20 protein-coding genes are annotated in these 21,260 nt (G+C 33.0%); 1 reads left to right on the top strand and 19 read right to left on the bottom strand.

Annotated elements, in window-relative coordinates:
• Positions 1-15: 15 nt before the first annotated feature.
• The 14 genes from QWY92_RS17555 to QWY92_RS17490 form a co-directional block, all read right to left on the bottom strand.
• The gene (locus QWY92_RS17555) at positions 16-699 is read right to left on the bottom strand and encodes a DUF2461 domain-containing protein (protein WP_290273750.1); all 684 of its coding nucleotides are present in this window, start codon (positions 697-699) and stop codon (positions 16-18) included.
• An 84-nt stretch (positions 700-783) separates the two neighbouring features.
• Complete coding sequence (locus tag QWY92_RS17550) at positions 784-1,341, bottom strand: hypothetical protein (protein WP_290273749.1); 558 nt, start codon at positions 1,339-1,341, stop codon at positions 784-786.
• A gap of 52 nt (positions 1,342-1,393) precedes the next feature.
• The gene (locus tag QWY92_RS17545) at positions 1,394-2,302 is read right to left on the bottom strand and encodes a mechanosensitive ion channel family protein (RefSeq protein WP_290273748.1); all 909 of its coding nucleotides are present in this window, start codon (positions 2,300-2,302) and stop codon (positions 1,394-1,396) included.
• A 57-nt stretch (positions 2,303-2,359) separates the two neighbouring features.
• Positions 2,360-2,866 carry a Dps family protein gene (locus tag QWY92_RS17540; protein ID WP_290273747.1) on the bottom strand — a complete coding sequence of 169 codons (507 nt, stop codon included), beginning with the start codon at positions 2,864-2,866 and terminating at the stop codon, positions 2,360-2,362.
• 151 nt (positions 2,867-3,017) lie between these two features.
• A complete protein-coding gene (locus QWY92_RS17535; protein WP_290273745.1) occupies positions 3,018-3,797 on the bottom strand; it encodes a tRNA pseudouridine synthase A in 780 nt (259 codons plus the stop codon).
• Between the two features lie 10 nt (positions 3,798-3,807).
• Positions 3,808-4,401, bottom strand: coding sequence for a bifunctional phosphoribosyl-AMP cyclohydrolase/phosphoribosyl-ATP diphosphatase HisIE (gene hisIE, locus QWY92_RS17530; RefSeq protein ID WP_290273743.1), 594 nt, complete (start codon positions 4,399-4,401; stop codon positions 3,808-3,810).
• A gap of 42 nt (positions 4,402-4,443) precedes the next feature.
• On the bottom strand, positions 4,444-5,199 hold the full coding sequence (gene hisF / locus QWY92_RS17525; RefSeq protein WP_042495030.1) for an imidazole glycerol phosphate synthase subunit HisF: 756 nt from the start codon (positions 5,197-5,199) through the stop codon (positions 4,444-4,446).
• A 65-nt stretch (positions 5,200-5,264) separates the two neighbouring features.
• Positions 5,265-5,993, bottom strand: a complete 729-nt coding sequence (gene hisA, locus QWY92_RS17520; RefSeq protein ID WP_290273733.1) for a 1-(5-phosphoribosyl)-5-[(5-phosphoribosylamino)methylideneamino]imidazole-4-carboxamide isomerase — start codon at positions 5,991-5,993, stop codon at positions 5,265-5,267.
• Between the two features lie 54 nt (positions 5,994-6,047).
• Positions 6,048-6,629, bottom strand: coding sequence for an imidazole glycerol phosphate synthase subunit HisH (gene hisH, locus QWY92_RS17515; RefSeq protein WP_290273730.1), 582 nt, complete (start codon positions 6,627-6,629; stop codon positions 6,048-6,050).
• Between the two features lie 75 nt (positions 6,630-6,704).
• Positions 6,705-7,838, bottom strand: coding sequence for a bifunctional histidinol-phosphatase/imidazoleglycerol-phosphate dehydratase HisB (gene hisB / locus QWY92_RS17510; protein ID WP_290273726.1), 1,134 nt, complete (start codon positions 7,836-7,838; stop codon positions 6,705-6,707).
• Between the two features lie 77 nt (positions 7,839-7,915).
• The gene (hisC, locus tag QWY92_RS17505) at positions 7,916-8,959 is read right to left on the bottom strand and encodes a histidinol-phosphate transaminase (RefSeq protein WP_290273723.1); all 1,044 of its coding nucleotides are present in this window, start codon (positions 8,957-8,959) and stop codon (positions 7,916-7,918) included.
• 71 nt (positions 8,960-9,030) lie between these two features.
• Positions 9,031-10,314: a histidinol dehydrogenase gene (gene hisD, locus QWY92_RS17500; protein WP_290273720.1), complete on the bottom strand. Its 1,284-nt coding sequence runs from the start codon at positions 10,312-10,314 to the stop codon at positions 9,031-9,033.
• A gap of 109 nt (positions 10,315-10,423) precedes the next feature.
• Positions 10,424-11,281 carry an ATP phosphoribosyltransferase gene (gene hisG / locus QWY92_RS17495; RefSeq protein WP_290273717.1) on the bottom strand — a complete coding sequence of 286 codons (858 nt, stop codon included), beginning with the start codon at positions 11,279-11,281 and terminating at the stop codon, positions 10,424-10,426.
• Positions 11,282-11,620: 339 nt separating this feature from the next.
• On the bottom strand, positions 11,621-12,433 hold the full coding sequence (locus tag QWY92_RS17490) for a prohibitin family protein (RefSeq protein WP_290273715.1): 813 nt from the start codon (positions 12,431-12,433) through the stop codon (positions 11,621-11,623).
• 161 nt (positions 12,434-12,594) lie between these two features.
• Here QWY92_RS17490 and QWY92_RS17485 point away from each other — a divergent pair, with 161 nt between their 5' ends.
• A complete protein-coding gene (locus QWY92_RS17485) occupies positions 12,595-13,395 on the top strand; it encodes a universal stress protein (protein ID WP_290273713.1) in 801 nt (266 codons plus the stop codon).
• Between the two features lie 89 nt (positions 13,396-13,484).
• Here QWY92_RS17485 and QWY92_RS17480 read toward each other — a convergent pair whose 3' ends face one another.
• From QWY92_RS17480 to QWY92_RS17460, 5 genes are all read right to left on the bottom strand, one after another.
• Entirely contained in the window at positions 13,485-14,972 is a 1,488-nt protein-coding gene (locus tag QWY92_RS17480) for a calcineurin-like phosphoesterase family protein (protein WP_290273711.1), read from the bottom strand.
• Between the two features lie 82 nt (positions 14,973-15,054).
• Positions 15,055-16,515, bottom strand: coding sequence for an SGBP N-terminal domain-containing protein (locus QWY92_RS17475; protein WP_290273709.1), 1,461 nt, complete (start codon positions 16,513-16,515; stop codon positions 15,055-15,057).
• A gap of 31 nt (positions 16,516-16,546) precedes the next feature.
• Complete coding sequence (locus QWY92_RS17470; protein ID WP_290273707.1) at positions 16,547-19,339, bottom strand: M16 family metallopeptidase; 2,793 nt, start codon at positions 19,337-19,339, stop codon at positions 16,547-16,549.
• 3 nt (positions 19,340-19,342) lie between these two features.
• Positions 19,343-19,804 (bottom strand): hypothetical protein, encoded by a 462-nt coding sequence (locus QWY92_RS17465; RefSeq protein ID WP_290273705.1) that lies wholly within the window; start codon positions 19,802-19,804, stop codon positions 19,343-19,345.
• Positions 19,805-19,840: 36 nt separating this feature from the next.
• The gene (locus QWY92_RS17460) at positions 19,841-21,259 is read right to left on the bottom strand and encodes a RagB/SusD family nutrient uptake outer membrane protein (RefSeq protein WP_290273704.1); all 1,419 of its coding nucleotides are present in this window, start codon (positions 21,257-21,259) and stop codon (positions 19,841-19,843) included.
• Position 21,260: the final 1 nt, after the last annotated feature.

Below are 21,260 nucleotides of genomic sequence, written 5' to 3'. Positions count from 1 at the left end.
ATTTCCGAAAACGAATTAATCCTCAATCAAAGAAACTCCATTTAAATCCGTAGTTAATACATCACTCATATAATTAAAAAATGGTCGGATAACTTTAAAATCAGCACTCACTTCATTGATAAAGTTAGGACTCAAAACTTCAGCGTCGGCATATTTCTTAATAAAAATATATTGTTTCTTCTTAATTAAATCGATGGCTTTATCCTCCTTATTAAAACCGCGTGGTGCTGTTTTTACTTCATCTCCAACAAAACCTCCCCATGTTTTTTTAAAGATCTTTTCATTAATAATCTCACGTATTTCCGAATCGTCCATTTCATACTCTTTTCGAATACGCATTAAATCGGCCGGAGCAGGATCCCAAAATCCTGTTGCTATAAAGGTTTCATTATTAGGTTTTATTTGCACATGGTAACCGCCACGCAATCTGGGTTTTGTTCTGTGAAACGAGCCACTAAAATGTGTTTTATAAGGTAACTTATTTTTAGAAAAACGAACATCTCTGTATATTCTAAATATTTTAAGTTTATCAATTTCGTCGTGCTCATTCAGCTGTGCCATAAGCTCATTAAAAAAAACTTTAATCTCTTTTTGAATGGCTTGAAATTCAGTTTTATTATCGTTAAACCAATCGCGATCGTTATTTTTTTCTAACTTTTTTAAATAGGTAAAAGCTGATTTAGGCACGGATACACTCATAAATTTGTAGTCTTTTTAATAGACATCTAAAATACAAAAAGTCCCGAACGAATCGGGACTTTTATTAATAACTTAACACCGCCTCTATTTATTTACGGGCTTGTATGAAATTGTTTCTATACTTTTTGAATCGGTGCTGTAATATTCTACAATAAAATCGCCAGTTTCGGTTATATAGCCAATGCCATTATAGGTTTCACCTTTTACAATATAACTACCTGGGTTTTTCGTGCTCCACGCTTTGCCAACAACCACAAATTCATTTTCATTATTATCGAAAACAATATTGAAGCCGCCATCACTAGGAGAAAACTTAAAACTTTTATCATCGCTCACAAAATGAGTTTCTTTTGATAATAAGTCAAAACCAGGATCGCGATTATCATCAACCATCACCATAGTTTCAACTTTTTTAGTTGTAGCAATACGTTTTTGATTTACTTTTTCTTTATCACTTAAATCCAATTCTACATTAGATGTTTCTCTTGAAATTACCTTTAATTTACTTTCAGTAATTTCTTCTCCGTTGTTATATTTAACCGTTTTTTCAATAGTTTCTTGTTTTACTTGTTTCGGTTTTTCTTGTGCTATGGTTGTACCACAAATAAGCAGTACAAACAGATATATATAATTTTTCATCATTTTTATTTTTTATAATTTGAATTAATAATTTATCATAAATGATAAACCAACTCTAGTTATTAGAGAATTCATTTTGCTTAGCAACTTCGCCACCTTCAACAGATAATTTGTTATCAAATTGCAGGGTCCTGATTGGAAAAGGAATATTTATTCCAGCTTTATCGTAAGCCTTCTTAATAGCTATAATGGCAGCTGTTTTTGCTCTATATTTTTCAAGTAAACTTTCGGAATCAATCCAAAATCTACATAAATAATTAATAGAACTTCCTCCAAATTCTTCGTAGTAAAATTCCACATCATCTACGTTTTCTACTTGATCAAAAGTGTCTGTAATAGTTTGTTTTGTAAGTGTTTTTACTTCTTCTAAATCCGATTCATACCCGACACCACACTCTAAAGCAACGCGCATTCGAGTAGTTAAAGAGTAGTTTTTTAAAGGATTTTCTAGAATCATTTTATTCGGAAGTACCACAATATTATTATCGGCTTCTTTAATAACAAATTCTTTTAAATTGACATCCATAACTTCTCCAGAATGCCCATTGGTTTCTACCCAGTCTCCAATTCGTATTTTATCTCTAAAGGAAAGCGAGATTCCTGCAACCGTATTACTTAAGGTATTTTGCAACGCTAAACCAATAGCTAAACCGGCAACACCTGCTGTTGCTAATAAAGAGGTTAATGTTTTACTTAAGTTTAAAATACCAAGCGAAATATACAAGCCTACCAACACTAAAGCAACTGCCGCAATTCTTGAAATCATGCTTGCAACAGAGTCCTTTTGTATTCGTTTTGAAACTAATTTGTACGTATATCTATTAACGTACTTCGCTGCAAAATATGCAGATACCAATACTAACAGTGCTAAAGCTAAATTTGGCAAATATTCTATAATAGTTGCAAACCAACTTTCTAATTTTATAACTAGGCCATCAAAAGCCTTATTAAATGCTGTTTCCATTTTTGTAAATATATTTTTATGATTTATTAATTAAGTTTTAAGAAAAATTAACAAAACTTAAACAACCTCTGCAGATTCGGGATGTGCAATTTCAGATGGCTTTTTTGTCCATGCCTCTAACATCCAACTTGTTTTTTCAAGTTCACGAATGTAAGCACCAATTAAATCTGCGGTTCCTTCATCAGAAGCAACATTTGCTTTTTTCATTACTTTTCCCATTTGTTCTAAAAGTAATTTATGATCATTTAGGGTTTCTAAAACCATTGCACGATCTGACTTAAGAGCTGCCTTTTCTTTTATAGTTGAAGACTTAAGATAATCTTCCATTTGACTCATTGGATGATAGCGCAACGTAAGAATACGCTCTGCGATTTCATCAATTTTAATACGAGCATCATTGTACATATCTTCAAATTTTTCATGTAAATCGAAAAAATTTCTTCCAACAATATTCCAATGGTTGCTTCGTAATTTTTGATAATAAACGTGGTAGTCAGCTAGTAAAATATTCATTTCTACCACCACGGGTAATACTTCTTCATCGTTCATTTTTAAATAGCTCATAATTTATTGTTTGTGTTCCCACTCAATATAAGGGCTATATAAAAATTGTCAAGCCCTTTAACAGGCTTTAACGGTATTAAGATATATTTAACTTAAATTATGTTAAATAAAACACAAAAAGTTAAATTAATTAAGAAGAAAAGATTATAAATTAATCTATGAAATCGATGTTTTTTAGAATTAAACCAGATGCTGGAGCGATATAATTCATTTTAATATCATTATCAGGTTTTAAACTATCTTTTATGTCTTGAAGTGTTAGTTTACCTTTACCTAAATCTATAAGTGTTCCCATCATTAAACGAATTTGATTTCGCATAAAACCTTTGCCTTGCACCCGTAGAATAAAGGTTTTTTCAGGAAAATAATTAGCAGTATATAGTGTGTTTTCTACCAATTCGCACAGCATAATTTCACGTGTGTAGATACCATTATCGGTAGGTTTGTAGCAGTACGTTTTCAAATAATTCTCACCTTCGAATAACTTAGCTCCTTCTTTCATAAGCTCAATATCCAACTCATCAAGAATAGTGGTCATTATAGGTGCACAAAACGGATGACATTTTTCGCCATGCGCAAATAAATATAAATATTCTTTAATTTTAGAATTCTGAATAATATTGAACTTCGCATCAACTTCCTTAATATCTAAGGCGCGAATATCTTGAGGTAAATTACGATTAAAGAGTTCTAAAAAAGCAGATAGATCTTCAATAGGTTCAAATAAAAACAACTCTATTGCTGCACATTCGGCAGACACCATAGCATCTGTTCTACCAGAACTTAAACTTTTAAAACGCTTACCTTCTAAAATGAAATTAAACGTTCTATCTACCATTAAATGCAACGTTTTCACGTCTGGCTGTTTTTGCCAACCATGAAAACGATAGCCCAAATATTGAATGGTAATTAAATAAAAATATTTTTTCAAAAGGAACGGTTTACTTGTGTCTGCCTACTAATTCCTTTTCAATATCTTTTAACGTGAAGCCTTTAGCTTGAAGCAACATCAGGTAATGAAACATTAAATCTGCAGATTCGTATAAAAACAACTCATCGTTATTATCCATTGCCTCAATAACCGTTTCTACAGCCTCCTCGCCTACTTTTTGAGCCACTTTATTAATGCCTTTTGCAAACAAACTCGCTACATAAGATTTTTGAGTATCCTTATTAGCAACACGTTCGGTTATAACATCTTCTAACGTTGAAAAGAATCCGTAATTAGATTTGTTTTCTTCTTTCCAACACGTATCAGTTCCGGTATGGCAGGTTGGACCAACAGGATTTACTTGTATTAAAAGAGAATCGTTATCACAATCGTTTTTAATATCGACTACATTTAAAAAGTTACCACTTTCTTCACCTTTAGTCCAAAGACGTTGCTTACTTCTGCTAAAAAAAGTAACTGTCTTAGTTTCTAAAGTTTTTTCGTAAGATTCAGCATTCATATACCCCAACATCAAAACATTTTTTGTTGTTGCATCTTGAATAATTGCAGGCACTAGTCCGTTACTGTCGTATTTAATAATCATAATAAATTTTTATAGGTTACTGAATTAGATTCAGTATGACGACTAAAGTCGTACTTCGATATTATTTGCTTTTAATTCTTTTTTTAATTCAGGAATTGGAATTTCACCAAAGTGAAAAACACTAGCAGCCAAAGCTGCATCCGATTTTCCGATTTCAAAGGTATCAATAAAATGTTGAACATTACCCGCACCTCCCGATGCTATTATTGGAATATTCAAGCTTTCTGATAATTTCGCTAAAGCTTCATTAGCAAAACCGTTTTTTGTACCATCATGATTCATTGATGTAAATAAAATTTCACCTGCACCACGAGTTTCAACCTCTTTTGCCCATTCGAATAAATCAATATCTGTTGGAATACTTCCACCAGCTAAATGTACTTTCCATTGTCCGTCCACTTGTTTAGCATCGATAGCGACAACCACACACTGACTTCCGAATTTATTTGATAACTCGTTTACTAATTCAGGACGTTTTACTGCCGATGAGTTTATAGATACCTTATCTGCACCACAATGCAAAAGTTCGTCTACATGCTCTACAGAAGAAATTCCACCACCTACTGTAAACGGAATATTAACTTGTTCTGCAACACGCAAAACCATATCCAACGTGGTACCACGACCTTCTAAAGTCGCCGAAATATCCAGAAAAACAAGTTCGTCTGCACCAACATCGGCATATTGTTTCGCTAGTTCCACGGGGTCTCCTGCATCACGTAAATCAACGAAATTCACACCTTTTACAGTACGACCGTTTTTAATATCTAAGCAAGGAATTATTCTTTTTGTAAGCATTATTTTTAATGTTGTTGGTTTTTAGTTGATTGCTGTTAATCAGCAACTAACCTTCTAAAAACGGATTAGGATTTATTTAAAATGAAATCCTCTAATTGTTTTAAGCTTATTTTATTCTCGTAAATGGCTTTCCCGATTATGGTGCCTTCGCAGCCTAATTCGGCTAATTTTGGTAATTCATCAAACGTTGAAATACCTCCACTTGCAATTAATTTTATATTTGGAAGCTGTGCTAACATTTTTTCATACAAGTCGAAAGAAGGACCTTCTAACATCCCATCTTTAGCTATATCTGTACAAATAACATACTGCACACCGTCTTTTTGATAATTTTGAACAAAGGGAATTAAATCTTCATCAGATTCTTCCAACCAACCACTAATAGCAATCTTTTCGTTATTGGCATCTGCTCCTAAAATGATTTTATCTGAACCAAATTTGGATAACCAATTTTTAAAAACATCAGGTTGTTTTACCGCAATACTACCACCAGTAATTTGTCCAGCACCAGATTCGAAGGCGATTCGTAAATCGTCATCTGTTTTTAAACCACCACCAAAATCAATTTTCAAACTCGTTTTAGAAGCTATTTCTTCTAAAACTTTATGATTTACAATATGGCTAGCCTTAGCGCCATCTAAATCTACTAAATGTAAAAACTCAATACCATGAGCTTCAAACTGTTTAGCGATTTCTAAAGGATGCTCATTATATATTTTTTTTGTGTTGTAATCACCTTTTGAAAGTCGTACACATTTGCCGTCTATAATGTCTATTGCAGGTATTATTCTCATCGTTATTGGTTACTCGTTAATAGTTTTTGTATTGTTCTATTATAATGAATGAAACTAAAGATCCAAAAAGTTTTGTAAAATTTTAGCGCCTTCGGTTCCACTTTTTTCTGGGTGAAATTGTACACCATAGAAATTATTGTGTTGTAAAGCCGATGCATAATTTAAGCCATAATCGGTTTTTGCAATAGTTTCATTACAATGCTCAGCATAATAACTATGCACCAAATACATGTATTCGTTGTCTTTAAGACCCTTAAATAAATCGGATTTTAAATCTTTAATCACGTTCCAACCCATGTGTGGTACTTTTACAGAATGATCAAAACGTTTTACATCGGTTTGAAAAATGCCTAAGCCTTTGGTATTACCCTCTTCCGTAGTTTTACACATGAGTTGCATACCCAAACAAATGCCTAAAACAGGTTGTTTTAAAGTAGGAATTAAATCGGCTAAACCACTTTCTTCAAGCATTTTCATGGCAGAACTCGCTTCTCCAACACCAGGAAAAATAATTTTATCGGCTGCCAAAATTTCTTCGGGATTGTTCGATAAAATAGCATCAACACCTAAGCGTTTAAAAGCAAATTGTATGCTTTTTATATTTCCAGCTCCGTAATTTATTATAACTAATTTCATTTTTTTGTTGTTCGTTTTTGATTCTTTATCGCATGATTACACTAATAACCATCCACTAAAAACCAAAAAACCATTCTATAACATCCCTTTCGTACTCGGCAAAAACATTTTGTTGGAATCGCGTTTAACCGCCATTTTCATTGCTTTAGCAAAGGCTTTAAAAATACCTTCAATTTTATGATGTTCGTTTACGCCTTCGGCCTTAACATTTAAATTACATTTTGCACCATCGGTAAACGATTTAAACAAGTGGAAAAACATTTCAGTTGGCATATCACCAATTTTTTCACGTTTAAATTCTGCATCCCATTCTAACCAATTTCTACCACCAAAATCCACAGCAACTTGCGCTAAACAATCATCCATTGGTAAACAGAATCCGTAACGCTCAATACCTAATTTATTACCTAAAGCTTTATTGAATAACTCCCCTAAAGCAATCATGGTATCTTCGATAGTATGGTGTTCATCAACATTTAAATCGCCATCTACTTTCACTGTTAAATCCATAGCGCCATGACGTCCAATTTGATCTAACATATGATCGAAAAACGATAAACCAGTATCAATATCATTTTTACCAGTACCATCTAAATTTAGTTTGATGTAAATTTTAGTTTCGTTGGTGTTTCTCGTAATTTCTTGAACGCGATCTTCTAATTTTAAAAAATTATAAATAGCTTCCCAATCGTTACTTTCCAAAGCAATATAAGGATCTAGCGCGTCACGCTTCACCGTAATTTCATCGGTTCCTAAATGCGTTTCATCATTAATAAAAATGCCTTTAGAGCCAAGATTTTTAGCCAACTCTATATCCGTTAAGCGATCCCCAATTACAAATGAATTTTCTAAATCGTAATCATCGGAAAAGAATTTGGTTAATAATCCGGTGTTTGGCTTTCTTGTTGGTGCATTATCTTTAGCGTAAGTTTCATCGATATAAACTTCTTTAAAATCGATGCCTTCATTTTTGAATGTACTTAATACAAAATTGTGAATTGGCCAGAATTTTTCAGAAGGATTATCGGGTGTTCCCAAACCATCTTGGTTGGTTACCATGATAACTTCGAAATCTAATTCTTTACAAATTTTACCTAAAAATTGAAATACTTTCGGATAAAAAACCAGTTTTTCAAATGAATCTACTTGTTCGTCTGCTGGCTCCTTAATTAAAGTGCCATCACGATCTATAAATAATACTTTTTTCATATAACTTGTTATAACCCTGAATTTATTTCAGGGTCTTTTAATTAATCATGATACTTTTATAAGTTACTGAAACGAGTTCAGGATTTCGAAATTAATAAAAGATTTTTTATTAATTCCTGATTTTCCTCCTTCGTTCCAACGGTAAATCTCAAACATTCTTCGCAACCAAACTGCGTGGTCCTATTTCTAACAACCACCCCTTTTTCTACCAATTGATTATAGCGTTTTGTAGCATCATCCACTTTTGCTAAAATAAAATTAGCATCAGATGGATATATTTTTGAAACAAAAGAAACCTTCTCTAACTCTAAACCTAGCGCTGTTCGTTCCTCAAGAATACTATTAATTTGATTTTTAGCTAAGTTACTGTCTGTCAATAATTCAATTGCCTTCTGCTGACTTAATTCATTAACATTATATGGCGGCTTAATGGTGTTTAAAACAGCAATTATATCTTCAGAAGCATAACAAATTCCCAGTCTAATTCCAGCCATACCGTAAGCTTTTGAAAGCGTTTGAGTAATAACTAAATTAGGAAACTCTTCTAAACGTGTTAACCAACTTTTTTCAGTTGAAAAATCGATATACGCTTCATCAATAACCACTAAACCTTTAAATGCTTTCAATAATTTTTCTACAGACTCCGTTGAAAAGCTATTCCCTGTTGGGTTATTTGGTGAACATAAAAACAACACTTTACTATTCGTATCGCTCGCTTCCAAAATGGCTTCAACTTTAGGTTGAAAGGTTTCCGATAAATTAACTTTACGAATTTCAACAGCATTCAAATTCGCTAAAACCTCATACATACCATAAGTTGGCGGTAAAGAAATCACGTTATCTTGATGTGGTTCACAAAAGGCTCTAAAAATTAAATCGAGTACTTCATCACTTCCATTTCCTAAAAGAATATGTTTTGCTGAAACCCCTTTAATTTCTGATAAAATGGCTTTCACCCCTTTTTGTTGCGGATCTGGATAACGATTTACACCGTTATTATACGGGTTTTCGTTAGCATCTAAAAACACCATAGCATCACTGTTGCCCTGAAACTCATCTCTTGCAGACGAGTACGGCTTTAATGCTTTTATGGTTGGCCTTATTAAATTTTGAATGTTCATTATTCTGCTACACTGCATTTATCACAGCGTCTAATTATTTATGTTTTACTGAAACAAGTTTTACGACCTGCCTATTTTAAATCTTTTAATCGGATAGAAACCGCATTTTTATGAGCTTGTAAACCTTCCGCTTCTGCCATTAACTCAATAGTTTCACCAATATTTAAAAGTCCTTCTTTAGATATTTTTTGAAACGTCATTTGCTTTAAAAAGCTATCTAAATTCACACCCGAATACGCTTTACTAAATCCGTTAGTTGGTAAAGTATGGTTGGTTCCCGAAGCATAATCTCCTGCACTTTCTGGTGTATAATCACCAATAAAAACAGAACCCGCATTGCGAATACCATCCACATAAAAGTCGTTAGCTTCAGTACAAATAATAAAATGTTCTGGGCCGTACTCATTTATCATTTCTAAGGCAACTTCATGATTTTCAACATAAATCAGCTTAGAATTAGCAATCGCTTTTTCTGCAATCGCTTTACGCGGAAGCACCTCTAATTGTTTTTCAATTTCGTTAGAAACCTTTTCAATAATATCTTTTGACGTTGAAACCAAAATAACCTGACTGTCGGTGCCATGCTCCGCTTGACTTAACAAATCTGAAGCAATATAAGCTGCATTTGCGCTCTTATCGGCAACAACCAATAACTCACTTGGTCCCGCAGGCATATCTATAGCTACGCCGTGTTTGGTTGCTAATTGCTTAGCCACGGTTACAAATTGATTTCCAGGTCCGAAAATTTTATAAACCTGAGGGATACTTTCTGTTCCAAATGTTAAACCAGCAACAGCTTGAATGCCGCCAACTTTTATGATTTTAGTAACACCACATAAATTTGCCGCAAACAAAATTTCTGGCGCCAACTCCCCTTTTTTATTTGGAGGAGAACATAAAACAATCTCTTTACAACCTGCAATTTGTGCTGGAACTGCCAACATTAAAACCGTTGAGAATAAAGGCGCTGTTCCTCCAGGAATATACAAACCTACTTTTTCAATAGGTCTTTTTTCTTGCCAGCACGATACACCGTTTGTTGTTTCTACTTCAACTTTAGTTGTTTTTTGAGCTTTATGAAAGGCTTCAATATTGTGTTTTGCTTTCTTTATAGCATTTTTAAGTGGTTCTGCAACTGTTTTTACAGCCGCTTCAATCTCTTCTGCAGACACAATATTCGACTCTAAATCTACACCATCAAAACGAATAGTATATTCTTTTATAGCCGCGTCTCCTCTAGCGATGACATCTTGAAAAACACTTGTTACCGTGCCTTCAATATCATTGACCGTTTGGGTTGGGCGTTTTAAAATTTCCGACCAATCGCTTTTATTTGGGTTATTTATTATTTGCATTTTGAATCTCTTTTTCTTCATTTCCGCGAAAGCGAAAATCTTTTAAAACGACACTATCTCAATTTATTAATGCGATTTCCGACTTCTCGGAAATAGAAAAACAAATAAATTATAGTACCATTTTTTCAATTGGACAAACTAAAATACCTTGTGCGCCATTTGCTTTTAGGCCTTCAATAATTTTCCAAAAATCATTTTTCGGGATTACCGAGTGTACAGAACTCCATCCTTCTTGCGCTAATGGCAATACCGTTGGACTTTTCATACCTGGTAATAATGAAATAATAGCGTCTAATTTATCATTTGGTGCATTTAAAAGCACATACTTAGAATTTCTTCCTTTTAAAACCGATTGAATTCTAAATTGAAAGGTATCTAAAATAGCTTGCTTTTCTTCACTTAAAACTGGTGAAACCGCAAGTACTGCTTCCGAAGTTAAAATCGTTTCAACTTCTTTTAAATTGTTTTTAAACAATGTACTTCCACTAGAAACAATATCGCAAATAGCATCGGCTAAACCAATATTTGGAGCAATCTCTACAGAACCGTTAATAATATGAAGGTTTGCGGTGATACCATTTTTCTCTAAATACTGTTGTACTGTATTTGGGTAAGATGTTGCAATGCGCGTACCATCTAAATCTTTAACACCATTGTAATCGGCGTCCTTTGGCACAGCAATACAAACACGGCATGAAGAAAAACCTAATTTTTCAACTACATTAATGCCTTCTCCTTTTTCAATTAAAACATTCTCGCCAATAATAGCGGCATCTACAACGCCATCTTTTAAATATTGAGGAATGTCTCCATTTCTTAAATAAAACACTTCTACAGGAAACCCTTTAGCCGAAGCTTTTAATTGGTCTTTACCGTTATCGATAGAAATACCGATATCTTTTAGAAGCGCCATTGAGTCTTCGTTTAAACGTCCTGATTTTTGTACTGCAATTCTTAAGTTACTCATTTTATTTGTTTTATGAGTTTGAAACAATCTCGTTGGTTTTAAAAAAATAAACCCGCTTGATTGGCTCAAACGGGTTTAAATATATGTTGATTTTATTCAATACATTTTCACTTCGCCTGAGAGCAAATTTGAAAATGATGATGGTTTTGAATAAAAGTCATGTCTTTTGTTTTTTATAACGTTACAAATATGCAAAATATATGTTTAAAACGCCAAATTATTCAGAATTAAATTTTAAATATTTATAGTTTCCTTAGTTTTATTAAAAAAAGATTAATTAATCTTCAAAATAAGGTTTAAAATACTGATTAGTTTAATCTCTAAATCTTTAAAAGCAAATTATTGATCTCCTAAAATAATTGGTAAACCGCTATCGCCTGAACCAATAACAATCACTTTACTATTTGGTGATTCGGCTAATTTAATAGTTGCATCGATACCTTTATCTTGTAAAATTTTATCAGTTAATGATGCACTTAAAATACGGTTAGATTCTGCTTTTCCTTCTGCTTCAATAATTTGTTTTTGAGCTTCTTTATCGGCAGTAACCAATCTAAACTCATATTCTAAAGACTCTTGCTCTTGCTTCAATTTACGTTCAATGGCATCTTTAATTGTTGCAGGTAACTTAACATCTTCTACTAAAACACGTTTAACGGTTAAGAATTGGCCTTCTAAAAGCTTCGTTACTTCATCTAAAATTTCTTGTTCAATAACATCTCTTTTACTAGAATATAATTGTTCGGGCGTATAACGTCCTACAACACTTCTGGCCGCTGCGTTAATGGCAGGATCTAAAAGTTCTCTTTCGTAATCTTGTCCTTTGGTTTTAATTAATTTACCAAGGTTAGCAAATTCTGGCTCGTACCAAATAGTTCCATTCACTTTAACCTCTAATCCGTTTACAGAAAGCACATTCATTTCATCTGAAATAGATTGCTGACGCACACGACGCACAATCATGCTGTTCCATGGCATAATAATATGAAACCCCTCGCCATAGGTTCTTTCTACATCAATACCATCGCCTAAACGTTCAAACATTACACCGCCTTCTCCCGGCCCAATGGTAACGGCAGATTTTGATAATAAGATAACTAATACGACACCAATAATGATGAATGGGAATGCTATTTTTGGGAATTTTTCCATGAATATATTTTTTTTGTTAAGCTACGAAGATACGTTATTTAAACAGTTTTAACGAATTAAAACCCTAATATAACCCCCACAAAACAACTGTTAAATTTATAGCAAATCTCCCTATAAATTCTTAAATTTAAGGTAGAATTCAATCCTTAAATTTTATCCCTATGAAAACGATTATCATATCATCCGATTTCTCTGAAGAATCTGAAAACGCTACTTTATATGCCATAAAAGCCGCAAAGAAAATAAAAGCTAAATTGGTGCTATTTCATTTACACATTGTATCTATACATGTGGTACAATCTAGATTGCCATATAAAAATATATTGTTATCTATAGATTATGCAAAAACTAAAATAGAAAACCGTGCTAAGAAACTATCGGAAACTTATGGCATTAAAATTAAAGTCGATTTTGCCATGGGCGAATACTTTAAGCAATTACAGCGCGCTATTGAAGAACATCATGCCGATATGATTATTATGGGTATGCACACAAAAACCATAGAAGGCGATTTGTTAGGCAGCACCACATCGGAAGCGATTAACAAAATTGAGATTCCTATTTTGGCTGTTCCGTTAAAAGCACAATTTAACAATATTGACAAAATTTTATTTGCTTGCGATCTTGAAAAAGGTTTAACAGGTAATATTCTGAAACAAATAAAAAAAACGACCAAAAAATTTAATTCGGAATTGAGAGTGTTTCATGTGAATAATAAAATATCGGAACTAAAAAGCAATGCTGAAATTTTAAAACCTTTAGAAGAAGTGTCGTATTATTACAAAAACGTGCAATCTGAAGCCGTTATAGACGAAATAAGAAACGAAATGTTAGAATACAAACCTGATGTGCTAATTATGGTTCCTTATGAATACGGCTTTTGGTCGTCCTTAATTCATAAAAGTAAAACACGAATTATGTCGTCCGGATTAGATATTCCATTATTATCAATACGCGGATAATCATTCTAAAAAAAATCAAAAGAATAAAGCCGTAAAGCTTCAATTATTATGAAGGTTTACGGCTTTATTTATATCATTAAAACTTAAAATTATTCTTTTAACACCCATAAAAAGTCTTTAATGGTTGAAAAATAAGGATCCTCAATTTTAATTTCAACTTTATGATATCCTTTTTCCAATTCATCAGGCATAACACCTTTCCAAATATGACGCGATTTGGTTCTTAAATACGCTGATTTTTTACTGTTTTTATCTGGAGTCAAACCTTCCTTTTGGGTTTGTTTAATGTAATTTACAAAAGGATCTAGTATCGCTTCTTTTTTCAGAAAAACAACTTTTTTATTAGGAAGTACCACTGAGACTTTTGTATCACTCGATCCTGAAAACACATTTACATAAAATGCATTGCTCTCTGCTAATGATGATAACGGCTCTCCATTATAATCACCAAACCAAACACTAAATTGTTTGTTGCTCGGTAAGTTAATCCCCTTATACTTTATTTTGTAATCTGCTTTATTAAAATCAATTTCGAAGTATCCTTTTGGCGTTCCACAGCTCATTAAAGCTAAAGGAATACCTTCCCAATCTTTTTGACCTGTCCACCAATTTCCACAAACAGCACCAGCGGTTAATTCGTGAATCATGTTTCCTGAAGGCATTTTGATTGTATTACGAAAAGCAGTATGCGTGTGCCCTGTTAAAAATAACACGTTTTTAAAAGGGTTTAATATTTCTATGAGTTCCTTTTTGTTTTTCATACCAACAAACGGAATATGCTGACTAATAACTATGGGTTGATTAGCATCTACTGTGGCTAATAATTGCGATAAAAAATCTATTTGATTCTTTTTATATATACCTTTATAACCGTACTTCCCTTCTGGCTTAATACTGTTTAAAGCAACAAATAATACATCGTTTCGAAAAAAAGCATAGGTGTCGGGACCAAAATTATCTCTAAAAAGATTAGGTTGATTTTCTTTATCTGTTTTAAAATTTCTATCGTGATTTCCATAAACCACCCAAGAAGGCTGTTTCACATCATCAACCAGTTTTTTTAGAGGCATAAATAAGTCTGGAGCATCATTCACTAAATCGCCTAAATATATACTGAAATCATAATCGTTTCTATTCAGCAGTTCCTTTAAAACGGACTGTGTAGCTTGTAATAATTCGGTATTATCACCCACTTGAATATCCCCTATGGCTAAAAATTTAAAAGCTTTATTTTTCTGTATTTTCTGTAGTTGGAAATCTATTTTAAGGTCCGACGTACTCTCAAAATCACTAGGAATATTATACCACCATTTTTTAGTATTCGCATAACCATAACCTGATGACAGAATAGGAAAAACAACTTGCCCTTTTTTTACAGGAATTTTAAACACTCCTTTTTTATTGGTTGTAACAATGGTATCTCCATTAGAAACCATCATATTTTTTAAACCCTTATGAGATGATTTATTTTGAATAGAAACCGTTCCGGAAACCCACGTATTAATAGCTTGTGCATAAGAAGAAAAACTAATGCTTAAACAGCAATAAAAAACGATAATTTTAAAAGTAGTTGTCATTTTCTTTAATTTATAAAAGCAAATAAGCGGAGTTATTAGGCTCCGCTTATTTATAAAAATATTATACTAAAATTATTTATTCTTAGTTCTCTGGAGAATCAAAGATATATAAATTCACGATATCATTAGCCACGTATGATGCGTAAGATAATCCGTTTGGTGCTACTTCAATTTTTAAGTCACTAGCATCTGCATCAGTAAATACTACAGAAGTACCCCAGTTATTAATATCGCTATCAAATGGTAAAAATACAGGCGTTTTGTTATCATCTTGATAAAATAACATAGCGTTATTATATTTATCAACTGCAAGGTCAAAATCTCTAGTATTCGATGTTACAATTAAATCACCTTGCGTGCTCCACGTAGATGCTGTTGCATCATACTTTTTAACACGTAATTGGTAATCGGTATCATCGCCATTATCTTCAGCATATGCTAAATATACATTATCATCTTTATCTACATCTATAGCGATGTTGTAATAATAAACTGTATTTTCTTCACTTTCTTTCATTTTATCCGCAAGTGTAGTCCATACACCGCCATCATATTTATATACAGAAACTGCTTGACCTTCACCGTAATCTAAAACAGCAAGATATACAACATCATCAATAACTTTAGTCTTTAAAACTCTAGCTAAACCAGTTCTTCCAGAAATTGTTAAATCTGACCAAGCACTTCCTGAGTATGATCTCGCAAAAACACTTCTTCTGTTATCATCTCCACTAGCGTCATTGGTATAAAAACCATAAATAGAGTTATCGCTAGTAATTGCCACAGTGTTCGCTCCCGCTTTAACATCTGTAAAAGGACTTCCTCCAACATAGCTCCAGGCACTATTCTCATAACTCATAATAGATGCTTGTCTAATATCTGTGTATTCTAAAAAGCTAATATAAGGTACTCCAGTTTGGCTAAATTTTAAATCCACAGAGTTTGCTCTGTAATCTGAAAAATCTGTAGCTCCTGTTCTATTCCAAGTTGTACCATCATAACTAATTAAGTTCATTTTTTGATCGCTAGAACTATCTCTATCGCTAATGTAAGCAATATAAGGCATTGAGTTAGTTGGGTTTATTTGTAATGCGATTTCTGTTATAGCATCTTCAGAATAAGTACTTAATAAGCTCCAAACTGAACTTGCTAATTTACCCACTGTTACCGTGTAAATTTTATTTGTAACACCTTCTGTTACTAAATATTCTACAGCTGCAGAATAGTTATTAGCCGTTGTTCCGCTAACTTGCACTACAGCACCAATTTTCACTGCATCGCCTTCTGTTGTAGTAAAACGCGCTACTAAAGCTGTTAAATCTGTTTCACTTGGCACCGATAAACTAATATCTGTTCCTGTTACAGTTTCAACCACATAATCGTTAAAAATTGTTCCTGTATTATCTTCGGCATAAAAACCAAAACTGGTTATACCTACTTCGGCAGGTACTTCTGGCTCTGTAGCCGAGTCATCACTACTACAGCTCGCTGCTAGTGAAAAAATTGCTGTTAAAGCAAATAAAAATTTGAGAGTTGTTTTCATAATAATTCTAATTTAAATTAAAGGTTTCTAATTAATAATTTTCGGGATATAAGACCGCTTTTATTTGCGGTGTTTTTATAAAATATTTTTTTGCTAATTTTTCTATATCTTTCTTTGAAATTTTATTCACCATACTTTCGAAATCGGTTACAAAATCCCAGTTTTTATAATGATTGAAGTAATAATTTCGGATACTCTTAGTCCAAAATGAATTCTTCTGTTTATTTATGTTGAAAGTATTATTAAGGTTGGTTTTCACCTTTTCTAAATCTTCAGAGAAATTAATTTCACCAGATGCTAAGCCATTTAAAATGGTTTTAATTTCTGATGCAATTTGATCAACATCCGATGGTTTACAAACCAAACCTATAGTTTGTCGTCCTAATGATGTTGGATGCTTCGTTGCGCTTACAGAAACACTTACACCATAAACAACACCTAAATCTTCTCTTAAACGCTTGTTTAATTCTAATTTTAATATAGCCTCTAAAATTTCATTTTTAATCTCTAAACTAGCCACATTTTTTATTGGAGCGTCTTGTTGAAAAACTAATGAGAAGCTCGCTTTTGGAGAATCGCCACCCGCTTTTATAAAATCAACAGGTTTCTTATTAATAGGTTGTGGTTTATATTGATATGAATTATCAAAATCCCCCTTCGGAAGTGCACCAATATAGCTTTTAATAAAAGGTAAAATTTCGTTTAATTCCTTATCTGAAATTATAGTAAACACATAATGATTCGCGCCTCCGAAAAAATCATTATAAATGGGCAGTAGTGCTGCTTTATCTAATCCGTTTTCTATCGATGCTTTTGTTCGTCTTAGGCTTGTGTAATCCTTTCCGCGAACCAAAAATTTAAATTCCTCTTGAAATTTTTCTGTCTTAGTTTTTGGTTTTTCTGAAATATTTTCAATAGCCGCTTCTTTTAACTGATCAAACAACAAAGAATCTACTTTTGGTTGCGTCGCCTTTAAGTAGAATAACTCAAACAGTGTTTTTATATCAGTACCATCGGCACTTCCAAAAAATCCGGAGCGCGTTTTATCTATAAGGAATTGAATTTTCGCACTATTCCCTGCTAAAAAATGACTTAAAGCTTCTCTAGAAAAATCACCATAACCGCTCATAGAAACCGTAGTTGCCGCATACTGAGCGTTGATGTAGTTCGTACTATCTACCGCGTAAAAACCACCTTTTCTAAAACCTGCGAGTAACACATTATCGCCTTCTAGTATCGATTTTTTGTAAACCACTTTAGCCCCATTACTTAAATGAATTTCGTGCGCATCAATTTTAGGTAGCTCCACAATTTTAGTAACCGTTCCTGGCTTAGGTGATGTGCTTAATAACTTTTTGGGAATATCAATATCATTTTCATAAGGTACTACTTCTTGATATTTCAAACTTTTAGCAGCTTCTAATAACGCTTCTTTATTTGGTAAACGACTTGCATCTTCATTATTCGTGGTTAGCAAATAATGAAAAGGATTTTTAGTGTTACTATTTTCCTTTACAGCTTTAAGAATTTGAATAGAATCTAATGCCGCAAAGCAATCTTCCATCAATTTATATTCATCTTTTAATGAAATAATCATGTTTCCGTAAAAGAAATCTTGATACATCTGATTGATCATTCCAGATCCCGACACCGGTTTGTCATCGTTTAAATCTCGCTTAAAAGCACCAAGCATCGTTTTCTTTACCTTATCTATTTCCTGCGGAGTAAAACCATACTGCGCAATTTGCTGAAAATAACGGTTGAATTCGTTAACACCTTCTAAAGCATTTTCAGGTTTTAAATCAATAGTAGCCACCAAAGCCCCTTTAGATTTTAAAAAATTCCCAACACTAATACTTGCTTTATTATATTTGGTATCATTAAACGACAATTTTGCCAATCGTGCCGATGTTAATTTATTTAAAACACTCCGTTTTAAATATTTTTGATAGGCCGCTTCATTATCTACATCCTTAAAAACATCTTGTAATTGAATGTAATTGAGCTGTGTTTTTTTAGTCCATTTATCACTGTAAACAATCAAACTATCTTTAGTGTAATTTGGAATTTCACCTAAAGTCGCCACAGGAAATTTCGATGGAATGTTTCCGAATTTTTCAATAATAGCACGTTCTACATCTTCCGCATTTACATCGCCAGAAACAGCGACTGCCATTAAAGAAGGATCATACCATTTTTGATAAAATGCTTTTAATTCTTCATGCTTAAAGTGTTTTAAACTAACGGTATCCCCTATCACGGTGCGTTGAGAATATCTCGAATTATTTAATAAAGTGTTTAAAAATATTTGCCCGCTTTGATTTTTTGGTGATTGTTTAGAAAGCCATTCCGACAAAACAACACCGCGTTCTTTTTCAACCTCTAAAGGATCCAAAAGCATCCCATCAACCCAATCCGACATGATGGTTAATGTAGAATCGACCACAGTAGCTTCTTTCGTTGGTACTTTTAACTTATAAATGGTTTCTTCAAAAGACGTATGCGCATTTAAATCATGTCCAAATTTAGAACCCTTTTTTTCTAAAAACGCAATTAACTCATTCGCTTTAAAATGTTCAATCCCATTAAAAGCCATATGCTCTAAAAAATGAGCTAAACCACGTTGTTTTTTAGTTTCCTGCAACGACCCCACCTTTACAAATAACCTAAAATAGGCCTGCCCTTCGACTTTATCGGTAGGATAAATATAATAAGTTAAGCCATTTTCAAGTTGCTTTTTTATAAGCCTCGAATCTTGAACCAAACTTTGCGAAAAGCTTGACAGACTCATAAAAAACAATATAAAATAGATTGTTATGCGCATTAATTAATTGTTTATTTTTTGTAAAACTAATTCACTTTGATTGCCGTCGGGTCCAGGTAACCCGACTTGAATATCCAAATTGTTAGAATCTAACTTAATGGTTAAGGTGTTATCTTTTTCTGAATCTAAAACATGATCTAACCATTGAATTTGAATTGGTCGTCTGTAAATACCTGTTGGAAAAATCAGTGGATATTCTGTAGTTAAAATATTAAAATCGACACCAGCTTGTAAACCATCTCCAATAATTACAGAATAATCTAGAAGCATATCTTTTTCTAACGGCTTAGAACTTAAATAGATGTAATAAGAAACAATATCCTTTCTGTTGGAATTGATATTTACCGTTGAGAGTCCGTTAAAATTTAGATGAACAAAAGGTTCGTCGAAAACATCAATTTCCTCTTTGTTACAAGAGCTTAGCGTGATGATTAAAACCAATAATGGCAATATTATTTTTTTCATGATTTGTGCTTTAAAATTAGAGTGTACCTAAAAGTTTTAATAATCTTCATTTTGTATCATTCCGGTGTTTACATCCATTTCTTTTTGAGGAATTGGTAAAATAAACATGCTATTTGGGTACAAAACTTCTTTAATATTAGAAGATGTACTTGCATCGCGAACCATATCTTGTTTGGTTCTTGTTAAATCGTATAAACGGTGACCTTCAAAACAAAGTTCTTTAGTACGTTCAACATCTATTAAAGCAGCTACGGCTTCTTTCGTGTTTTCTGTAATGGTAATTTCACTAACGTCTTTTTGATAGTTTCTTGCCAACAAGGTTTTCACGTCGGTGATAGCTTCAGTCAAAGCGTCTAAATTATTATTAGCTTCTGCTCGAATTAAATACATTTCAGAAGTTCGCAATACGATAATGTTGTAATATTTTTCAGCAATAGGAAGTGATTCTTTTAAATATTTTAAAGTACCATAGGTATTAGCTCCGGAGTTAAATTCTAAAAGTTGTAATCGTAAATCGTCTGGATTTTCATCTAAAAGATTCATTAGTTTTTCACTGGCATAACCTAACGGACTTTGTAAATTATAGAAACTTATTAATTCTGGAGATTTTAATTTTCCGTTTAATTTGAAAAGTGATTCATCATCATCTTCAACTTCTAAAAACATATCTAAATAATCTTGTCCTTCTGCTAATGGCGTACTATTAATAGCTAATGTTGAATAGCTGACAGCTTCTGTCCAGTTTTCTGTGTATAGAAAAGCACGCGCTAACAAGCCATAAACAGCTCTTTTAGAAGCGTAGTAACTCGATTCAGAACCTGTTTCGTCTCCGTAAAGTGTTTCAGACTCTTTTAAATCTTTTATAATTTGTGTGTAAACTTCTTTTACTGTGTTTCTAGCAACATTATCGTCTGAACTCGGTGTTTTTAAAATTACTGGAACTCCAATATGGCTGGCATCTGCTGTAAAATTATAAGGTTGAGCATAAACACGAACCAAATCGAAATGAATTAATGCGCGTAAAAACAAGGCTTCAGCTTTAATAATGCGTAATTCATCGGCACTTTCAGGAAATGCGTCAAGTAACTCTGGCTGATATTCTAGAATATTATTCACGTTAACTAACGCTTCATTAGCATCGGTCCAAATCCCTCCAACGGCCGTTAATTCATCCTGAGGATTCGAATTGTAATTATACTGAGAAAGCATTGGGTTATCTCCAACAGAAACTAATTGAAGCATGTCTCCGGCAACATCGGGATACAATACCAACTCTTCGCCATAGTATTTATAAACCGAACTGTAAGCGCCAGGTAAAGCACCACGAATACCATCCATATCTGAAAAGAAAACAGGAATAGACGATTTTCCAATTTGATCTACTTCTAAAAAACTATCGCAGTTTGTGACCAAAATAAAACTGAATACAGTAATTATTGTTTTTATATATTTCATG

It is taken from the genome of Algibacter miyuki (assembly GCF_030409805.1).
Taxonomy (GTDB): Bacteria; Bacteroidota; Bacteroidia; order Flavobacteriales; family Flavobacteriaceae; genus Algibacter; species Algibacter miyuki.
This window is presented reverse-complemented; position numbering and strand designations above follow the sequence as displayed.